This is a genomic window from Desulfobacteraceae bacterium (assembly GCA_022340425.1).
Lineage (GTDB): Bacteria > Desulfobacterota > Desulfobacteria > Desulfobacterales > JAABRJ01 > JAABRJ01.
In genome coordinates this window covers 1-7,478 of record JAJDNY010000155.1, presented here as the reverse complement: position 1 = coordinate 7,478, position 7,478 = coordinate 1, and the positions used below count along the sequence as shown (strand labels likewise).

At 63.6% G+C, this 7,478-nt stretch carries 6 protein-coding genes and 1 pseudogene; 6 read left to right on the top strand and 1 reads right to left on the bottom strand.

Translation table 11 applies throughout. The features are described 5' to 3' along the window. From lon to LJE63_13520, 5 genes and pseudogenes are all read left to right on the top strand, one after another. A partial coding sequence (gene lon / locus LJE63_13540; protein MCG6907629.1) for an endopeptidase La occupies positions 1 to 1,945 on the top strand: 1,945 nt, incomplete at its 5' end. A gap of 169 nt (positions 1,946 to 2,114) precedes the next feature. Beyond that, positions 2,115 to 2,417: pseudogene (locus LJE63_13535) on the top strand (septal ring lytic transglycosylase RlpA family protein). Continuing rightward, complete coding sequence (locus LJE63_13530) at positions 2,409 to 2,723, top strand: SPOR domain-containing protein (GenBank protein MCG6907628.1); 315 nt, start codon at positions 2,409 to 2,411, stop codon at positions 2,721 to 2,723. The pseudogene LJE63_13535 and the gene LJE63_13530 overlap by 9 nt, the downstream one beginning before the upstream one ends. A 12-nt stretch (positions 2,724 to 2,735) precedes the next feature. Beyond that, entirely contained in the window at positions 2,736 to 3,305 is a 570-nt protein-coding gene (gmhB, locus tag LJE63_13525; protein ID MCG6907627.1) for a D-glycero-beta-D-manno-heptose 1,7-bisphosphate 7-phosphatase, read from the top strand. Further along, positions 3,283 to 5,472 carry an ATP-dependent RecD-like DNA helicase gene (locus tag LJE63_13520; GenBank protein ID MCG6907626.1) on the top strand — a complete coding sequence of 730 codons (2,190 nt, stop codon included), beginning with the start codon at positions 3,283 to 3,285 and terminating at the stop codon, positions 5,470 to 5,472. The genes gmhB and LJE63_13520 overlap by 23 nt, the downstream gene beginning before the upstream one ends. 242 nt (positions 5,473 to 5,714) lie before the next feature. Here LJE63_13520 and LJE63_13515 read toward each other — a convergent pair whose 3' ends face one another. Beyond that, positions 5,715 to 6,143, bottom strand: coding sequence for a DUF1178 family protein (locus tag LJE63_13515; protein ID MCG6907625.1), 429 nt, complete (start codon positions 6,141 to 6,143; stop codon positions 5,715 to 5,717). A 326-nt stretch (positions 6,144 to 6,469) separates the two neighbouring features. Between LJE63_13515 and LJE63_13510 the strand changes: the two genes are divergently transcribed. Beyond that, entirely contained in the window at positions 6,470 to 7,120 is a 651-nt protein-coding gene (locus LJE63_13510) for a TIGR04211 family SH3 domain-containing protein (protein MCG6907624.1), read from the top strand. Positions 7,121 to 7,478: the final 358 nt, after the last annotated feature.

Genomic DNA, 7,478 nt, shown 5'->3' with positions numbered 1-7,478 from the left:
AATCGAAGCCCTGATGACCAACATCATGGGGCTCTTCTCCCGGGTGGTGGAGCTTTCGCCGGGCCTGCCCCAGGAAGTCCTGGCCATGGCGAAATCCATCAAGGAGCCCGGCACCCTGGCGGACATGATCGCCTCCACGCTCAACTCCAAGGTGGAGGAAAAGCAGAAGATCCTCCAGACCACGGACATCCGCAAACGGCTCAAGGAAGCCACCCGGATCGTCAACTACCAGCTTGAAGTGCTGGAACTCGGCAACAAGATCCAGACCCAGGTCAAGGGCGACATGGACAAGCGCCAGCGGGAGTATTTCCTGCGCGAACAGCTCAAGGCCATCAAGGAGGAACTGGGGGAAAAGGACGAAGCCGGGGTGGAGGTCGAGGAATACCGCGCCAAGATCAAGGAAAAAAGCCTCCCCGAGGAGGCCGTCAAGGAAGCCGAGCGCGAGCTGGAGCGCCTGTCGCGGATGCACCCCTCCTCCGCCGAATACACCGTTGCCTCGACCTATCTGGACTGGTTGACCGCCCTGCCCTGGAGCGAGAGCACCCAGGACAACCTGGATATCCGCAAGGCCCGCAAGGTCCTGGACGACGACCACTACGGGCTGGAAAAGGCCAAGAAACGGATTGTCGAGTATCTGGCAGTGCGCAAGCTCAAGCCCGACTCCAAGGGCCCGATCCTGTGCTTTGCCGGACCGCCCGGGACCGGCAAGACCTCCCTGGGGCACTCCATCGCCCGGGCCCTGGGCCGCAAGTTCATCCGGATGTCACTGGGCGGCGTGCGCGATGAGGCCGAAATCCGAGGCCATCGCCGGACCTATGTGGGGGCCCTGCCCGGGCGCATCATCCAGGGGCTGCGGCGCGCCGAGTCCAACAACCCGGTCTTCATGCTGGATGAAATCGACAAGGTGGGCAGCGATTTCCGCGGCGACCCGTCATCGGCCCTGCTGGAGGTGCTGGACCCCGAGCAGAATTTCTCCTTCACCGACCACTACCTGGATGTGCCCTTCGATCTCAGCAAGGTGATGTTCATCGCCACGGCCAACGTCCTGGACACCATCCCGCCGCCCCTTCGCGACCGCATGGAGGTGATCCAGCTGGTGGGCTACACCGAGGACGAGAAGATCAAGATCGCCAACCGCTACCTGGTCCCCCGTCAGCGCGAGGCCCACGGGCTTAAGGCAGAGGATTTGAGCTTCACCCGCGGCGCCATCAAGCAGATCATTTCCGGCTACACCCGGGAGGCCGGGCTGCGCAACCTGGAGCGCGAAATCGCCTCCATTTGCCGCGGGGCGGCCAGCATGATCGCCCAGGGCGAAGCCCAAAAGGTGGCCATCAAAGTCAAGAACATCCCCAAGTTTCTGGGGCCTGTGCGCGTCACGGCCGAGGCCAAGGCCCGGATTCTAACCCCCGGGGTCGCCATGGGGCTGGCCTGGACGCCCACCGGCGGGGATCTGCTGTTCATCGAGGCCACCGCCATGCGCGGTCGCAAGGGCCTGACCCTGACCGGCCAGCTGGGCGATGTGATGAAGGAATCGGCCTCCGCGGCGCTGAGTTTCATCCGCTCGCACGCCGAACGGCTGAAAATCCCGGACGACTTTTTCGACAAGCACGACATCCACATCCACGTTCCGGCAGGCGCCATTCCAAAGGACGGGCCGTCGGCCGGGGTGACCATGCTGACCGCCCTGGTATCGCTCCTGACGGACACCCCGATCCACAAAGATCTGGCCATGACCGGCGAGATCACCCTGCGCGGCCAGGTGCTGCCGGTGGGCGGCATCAAGGAAAAGGTGCTGGCCGCCCATCGGGCCGGCATCAAGACCATCATCCTGCCCAAGTTCAACAGCAAGGATTTGGAGGACATCCCCAAACGGGTTCAGCGCGACATCACCTTCCACTTCGTGGACAAGATGATGGACGTGCTGAAGCTGGCCCTGGCGAAGTAGGATGCGCACCTCTCGCCCCTACCGCCTGCTGGCTTTGGTCGCCTGGGTGCTGATGGCGGCGGGATGCGCCGCTCCCCTGCAGCCGGTGCCGCCGGATCCGGCCGCTCCCCCGCCGGCGGCAGCGGCCCCGGTGCCGGCCCCCAAGCCCTACCAGGTTTACGGCACCTGGTATCAGCCCCTGGGCCATGCCAAGGGGTTCCGCGAGGAGGGCCGGGCGTCATGGTACGGCGAACAATTTCACGGGCACCGGACCTCCAACGGCGAGGTCTATGACATGTACGCCCTCACCGCCGCCCACAAGACGCTGCCCTTCGACACCTATGTGAAGGTCCGCAACCTGGACAACGGCCGCAGCGTGGTGGTCAAGATCAACGATCGCGGCCCCTTCGTAAGCGGCCGGGTAATCGACCTGTCGTACACAGCGGCCAAGGAAATCGGGATGATCGGCCCGGGCACCGCCCCGGTGGAGGTTGTGGCCTTGGGAGCGGCCGCGGCTGGATCCAGCGCGCAGGCCGCCGGTTACCGACCGGTCGACTACCGTGCCGGGAACTTCACCTTCCAGGTGGGCGCCTTTCGGGACCCGCAGAATGCCGAACGCCAGCGCCAGGAGCTGCTGAAGCGCTTTGCCGATGCCCATGTCCGGGTCTACCAAAGCCCCGCCTACGGGGAGCTGCACGGGGTCCGGGTGGGGCGTTTTGAAAACCTCGACCAGGCCGAAGCCCACCGCCAGCGCCTGGCCCGCAACGGGTTTCCCGACGCCTTCATCGTGGCCGAATAGCACAGGGGCGGCATGCTAACCAAAGTAGTGTTTGTGGACCGCGACGGGGTCATCAACCGCGACGCGCCGGATTACATCCTTTCTTGGGCGCAGTTCGAATTTTTGCCCGGAAGCCGCCGGGCCCTCGCCCGCCTCAAGCGCGCGGGCTTCACCACCATCGTCATCACCAACCAATCGGCCGTCGGACGCGGGATGATCGCACCGGCCGCTCTCGACGACCTCCATGCCAGCATGTGCGCCGCCGTCCGGGAGGCCGGTGGAGAAATTCGGGATATCTTTTACTGCCCCCACCATCCGGAAAACGACTGCACCTGCCGCAAGCCGCGCCCCGGCCTGATTTGGGCCGCGCAAAAGCGCCACGCCATTGACCTTGCCGGGGCCTGCATGGTCGGCGACAGCGCCAGGGACATCGCCGCGGCCCGTGCGGCCGGGGTGGGGCTGGCCGTCCTGGTCCGCACCGGGAACGGCGCGGCGGCCGAAAAGGCCCTCTCCGGGCGCCAGGACCGCCCGCAGCACGTGGCCGCCGACTTCGCCGCGGCCGTGGATTGGATCATTGCCCATGACCCCCTTCGCGCCCCCTGAGGCGACCACCCTGGACGGCCACCTGGAGCGAATCACCTACCACAACCCGGAGAACCACTATACCGTGGCCAGGGTTCAGGCCGACCGACAGCCGCGCCCGATCACGGTGGTCGGCTATATGCCCGGCGTCAGCCCCGGTCAGGACCTGCGCCTCAAGGGCCAGTGGGAAACCCATCCCCGTTTCGGCCAGCAGTTCAAAATAGTGGCCTTCGAGATCATCCTGCCAGCCACCGTGGCCGGCATCCGCCACTACCTCGAATCCGGCGTGGTCAAAGGCATCGGTTCAAAAACCGCCCGGCGCCTGGTGGCCCATTTCCAGGCCCACACCCTGGAGGTGATCGAAAAGGCCCCCGAGCGGCTCTGCGAGGTCGCGGGCATCGGCCCCAAGACCGCCCGCCAGATCGCCGAGACCTGGCGGGCCCATCACGCCGCCCGCAGCCTGATGCAGTTTCTGCAGGAAAACGGGCTCAAGCTCTCCTATGCCGGACGGCTGCTCCAGGCCTACGGCGCCGACGCAGCGGCGATCCTGCGGGATACCCCGTTCCGGGTGGCCCGCGAGCTTCCCGGAATCGGCTTTCCGATTGCCGATGCGATTTCCCAAAACCTTGGCCAGCCGCCCGATGCACCCGAACGCATCCGGGCCTGCATCCTTCATCTGCTGGAACAACAGAGCAGCGCCGGTCATCTTTTCATGCCCCGGGACCATCTTTTGGAGCGCTGCCAGGCGGCCTTTGGCATCCCGCCGCAAACGGCGGCCGTCGCACTGGCCGAGATGGCGGCGCACAAAACGGTGGTGATCGAGGACCAGGCCGCAACCGGAGGCGAATGCCCGGTTTACCTGGATCATCTGCACGCGGCCGAAACCGGCCTGGCGCGGCGTCTGGGCGCCCGGCTGAGCCTGACCGCGCCGCCCCTGCACCTGGACCCAGAGCGGGTGACCGCAGCGGTCCTCAAAAAACTGGCCATCAAGCTTTCAGACGAGCAGACACAGGTTCTGACCGCCGTTCTCGCCCAGCGCGTCGCCATCATCACCGGCGGCCCGGGAACCGGCAAGACCACCCTGATCCGTTCCCTGGCGGCCGTCCTGGAAGCGCTCGGCAAACAGTTCCTGCTGGTCGCCCCCACCGGGCGTGCCGCGCGGCGCTTGGGCGAGGTCACCGGCCGGCCGACCGCAACGATCCATAAACTCCTGGGGTATAATTTCAGCACCCAGAGCTTCGAACGCGATCAGGACGATCCGCTGGAAACCGACGCGCTGATCGTTGACGAAGCCTCCATGGTGGACCTGGTGGTGATGCACCAGTTGGTCAGGGCGGTTCCCATGAACGCCGCCCTGATCCTGGTGGGGGACGTTTTTCAGCTTCCCCCGGTGGGCCCGGGCAATGTGCTGGGCGACCTGATCCGCTCCCAGCGCCTGCCCGTCCACGCCCTCAACACGATTTTCCGCCAGGCCCGGGAAAGCCCGATCGTCATCAACGCCCACCGCATCCGCAGCGGCTGCATGCCGGCCGTCGCACCGACGGAGAGCCCCATGGCGCCGGCGCAATTCTGCTTTGTGGCGGAAAGCCGTCCCGACCGCGCCGTGGATGTCATCGTGAACCTGTGCCGGGACATCCTTCCGGCGCGCTACGGCCTCGACCCGATCCACGACATCCAAGTGTTGACCCCCATGCACCGCGGTGAAGTCGGCACCCTGCACCTCAACCGGGTGCTGCAACAGGCGCTCAATCCGCCGGCCCCCGAGGAAAAGGGGGCCCACCCCGGCCTGCGCCCGGGCGACAAGGTCATGCACCTGCGCAACGACTATCAGCGGGAGGTCTTCAACGGCGACATCGGCACCGTCCTCAGCTCAGAAAGCGCCGGCTCCCGCCTGTCGGTGGACTTTTACGGCCGAAGCGTCGCCTATGATCGGGATGCGCTGGAGGATCTGTCCCTGGCTTACGCCATCTCGGTCCACAAATCCCAGGGTTCCGAATACCCGGCGGTGGTGCTGCCGGTCATGACCCAGCACTACCCGCTGCTGCAGCGCAATTTGATCTACACGGCACTGACCCGGGCCAAAACCCTGGTGGTGCTGATCGGCACCGCCAAGGCGCTGGGAATCGCCGTCCAGAACGACACCCCTCAAAAGCGCCTGTCGCGGCTGGCCGAGAGACTGAATGCCTGATTTCGGCTCAGGGCCCGGGAGCAACCCGGAATGACGGTGCCGCAAAACAGCCCCGGGGTGTGCGCCTAAATTTTTTTCGGGGGCTCAATTTTGATGAAGCGGTAAAAAGTAAAAAAACCAGGCGGTTTCGAAAAAAGTTCAAGCTTCGGCGCGCAAATCTCAGCGGCGTGAGGCGTACTAATGTACGCCGCAGCGACTTCGAGATGCAGCGCAACGCAGAGATTGGACTTTTTGCGGAACCGTCAATTTTCGGATTCGGGCGGGGATTCGGGCATGGGGATCTTGAAGTAGGAGACGCCTTCTTTTTTCAATATTTTTTCTTCCTCACCTGAACTAACGCCCCGGATGTTGCGCGGCTGGGCGGCGCCGTAATGAATTTTGAGGGCTTCCTTGCTGAAATCGGCCCCGACATCGTCAAAATTTTTATGGATGAAATCCAGCAGCTTGCGCTGAATCCGGGCGGCGTCAGGGGCGCGTTGGGCCCGCTCGGGTGGGTTTGCCGGGGCGGGGGCCTTGATGGCAAAGGTGGACGGCACCCGGCAAACAGCGTTCGCATTGCAGACCGGACAGGCGATCAACCCTTTTTTCTGCTGGGTTTCGAAGGCGGCCAGATCATCGAACCAGCCCTCGAAACAGTGCCCCTGGGCACACTCCAGATCAAGCGCAATCATGAGTCCCATCATCTTGGCGGTTGGCCCCGCCGGATGTCCCCTGCAGCCGGACCGAAATCGGGCGCCATGGGGAACTGTCTCTTACCGCGACCCTAAGCCAAAGAAAATTCAACGATTTTTGATTCGGCAAAACTACCACAGGATTGTCTTTTTTTAAAGAAATTATTGACATAATCATTTTTTTAAACTCAAATTGCGCGTGCTTTAACGCGCCTTTTCCATCTCCCAGCGGGCGCGCCGGGCCCCCAGGGCCAGCAACTGGCCGATGCCGCCAAAGACCGCCAGGAATCTCGAACCCCAAGCCATCTATCCGGGAGTTGCCGCCAATGAAACGAATTCTGCTTGCCGGGCTTTGCCTGGCCGTTCTTTCCACGCCCGCCTGGGCCGCTACCGCGTATGTCAGCGACGTGATGGAAATCACCCTTCGCAGCGGCCCCAGTACCAACCACAAGATCATCGCCATGCTGCGGTCGGACCAGGCGCTGGAAATCGTTGAAGAGGGGCCCGATTGGACCCGGGCCCGCACCCAGAACGGCAAGGAGGGATGGGTCCTCAGCCGCTTTCTGACCACCCAAACACCCAACCGGATTCGTTTGGCCCGCCTGCAGAGCGAGTATGACGACATCCGGGCCAAGACCGACGCCCTGAGCACCGAAAACACCCAGTTGACCGCTGAAAACAACCGCCTCAGCGCCGCGCTGAAGGAAAGCCAGGCCACCATCGAGAAACTCAACGCCGCCTACGGCACCCTGAAAAAGGATTCTGCCGACTTCATCAATCTCAAAACCCGTTTTGAAAAAACATCCGCCGAATTGGCCAAGCAGACCGGCCTGGCGGAGCAGTTCGAGGCGGAACTGTCCAAACTGCGGTTCAACGAACGCGTCCGGTGGTTTCTGAGCGGGGCGGGCGTTTTGCTTCTGGGGATGATCATCGGAGCCGTCCTGAAGCGCCAACGTCGCCGCTCCTCGCTGCTGTGAGCCATTGCCGAGGCGCTCTGTTGACGGGAAACTGCAAAAGTTTTTGGATTCAAAGACCGATCAAACCGGAACCGGCTTGGGATCGCAACAAGTTTCACGGCCGGTGAAACATCCCGCCCGCTGCGAAGGACTGCGCGCCGTCCGCGGGGAACGACCGTAGCGGCCGGCGCCGGCTGATTCCGCGTTGACAAGACCGGTTTTGGCATTATGTTCGGACATCTGTTGCACAGAAACCCGCGGATTTCCAAATCTCCCTAAGTTCATTGACACCGGATGACCCTATGACCAACAAGCGCGACTACTACGACGTTCTCGGGGTCGGTCGAAACGCCAGCGACGCCGAACTCAAGAGCGCCTA